The sequence below is a fragment of the Mesorhizobium sp. M0500 genome, assembly GCF_040321165.1.
Classification (GTDB): Bacteria; Pseudomonadota; Alphaproteobacteria; order Rhizobiales; family Rhizobiaceae; genus Mesorhizobium.
Genome location: NZ_JAMYRB010000078.1, coordinates 1 through 1,389, shown reverse-complemented (window position 1 = coordinate 1,389; position 1,389 = coordinate 1). Strand labels below are relative to the sequence as shown.

General features: G+C 62.6%; 1 protein-coding gene. It reads left to right on the top strand.

The window, feature by feature from the left end; genetic code table 11:
* A partial coding sequence (locus tag NKI70_RS33815) for a recombinase family protein (RefSeq protein WP_352726455.1) occupies positions 1-1,389 on the top strand: 1,389 nt, incomplete at both ends.

Genomic DNA, 1,389 nt, shown 5'->3' with positions numbered 1-1,389 from the left:
ATCACCGCTGAACATCTCGCGCGCGGTGCCTATGTCTATGTCCGGCAGTCGACGGCCGATCAACTCGTCAACAATCCCGAGAGCCGGCGACGCCAATATGGCCTTGCCGAGCGAGCGCGGTCCCTTGGCTGGAAAGACGCCATCGTCATCGATGAAGATCTCGGTCGTTCAGGGTCTGGCATCAGCCGTCCGGGCTTTGAGAAGCTTCTGGCGGCGATCTGCGAAGGTCGGGTTGGTGCGGTCCTCGCCATTGAAGCCTCCCGGCTGGCCCGCAATGGCCGGGACTGGCATACGCTCATCGAGTTTTGCGGCCTTGTCGGAACGCTCATCATCGATGAGGACGGCATCTACGAACCGCGTCATCCCAACGACAGGCTGCTGCTCGGCATGAAGGGCACGATGAGCGAACTGGAGCTTTCGATCCTGCGGGCCCGCTCGATCGAAGCCCTGAAGCAGAAGGCACGACGGGGCGAACTTTTCCTGACGGTGGCGATCGGTTACGTCAAGTCGGGCCGGAACCGGGTCGAGAAAGACCCGGACCTGCGGATCCGCGAGGCGATCGATCTTGTATTCCGGCGTTTCGACGAACTGCAGAGCATCCGGCAGGTGCATCTGTGGTTGCGCCGCGAGGGCATTATGCTCCCTGCCGTAAATTACACGCGCGCGGCGGACAGGGCGATCGTCTGGAAGCTGCCCGTCTACAATACGGTGCACCACATTCTCACCAACCCGATCTACGCCGGCGCCTATGCGTTCGGGCGAACCTGCAGCAAAGTCACCATAGAGGCCGGACGCAAACGGATTGTGCGTGGGATCAGGCGCGATCGCGCCGACTGGGAGGTCTTGCTCATCGAGCATCACGAAGGTTACCTGAGCTGGCACGATTTTGAGAGGAATCAGCGCCTGATCACGGACAATGCCACAAGCAAAGGCCTGGTGCCGCGCGGTGCTCTTCGCCGGGGCGAGTTGCTGCTCGGCGGTCTCTTGCGCTGCGGTCATTGCGGCCGCAAGCTGCATGTCTCCTATTCCGGCAGCAACGGCAATACGGGGCGCTATCATTGCCGCGGAGCGCAGGTCAACCACGGAACCGACCCGTGCATCGGCTTCGGATCATTGCGGGTCGATCAGGCGGTCAGCGCGGAGGTTCTTCAACGCCTTCAACCGCTCGGCATGGAAGCGGCGATCAAGGCCATCGAGACCTCCACCGTGCAGGCTGGAGAGAAGCGGCGCCATGTGGAGCTCGCACTCGAGCAGGCACGTTATGAAGCCGCCCATGCACGCCGCCAGTATGACGCCGTCGACCCGGACAACCGGCTTGTAGCAGGCGAACTGGAGCGACGCTGGAATGCCGCGCTCGTAGCCGTCCGCGAGCGTCAGGACGAGCTTGAC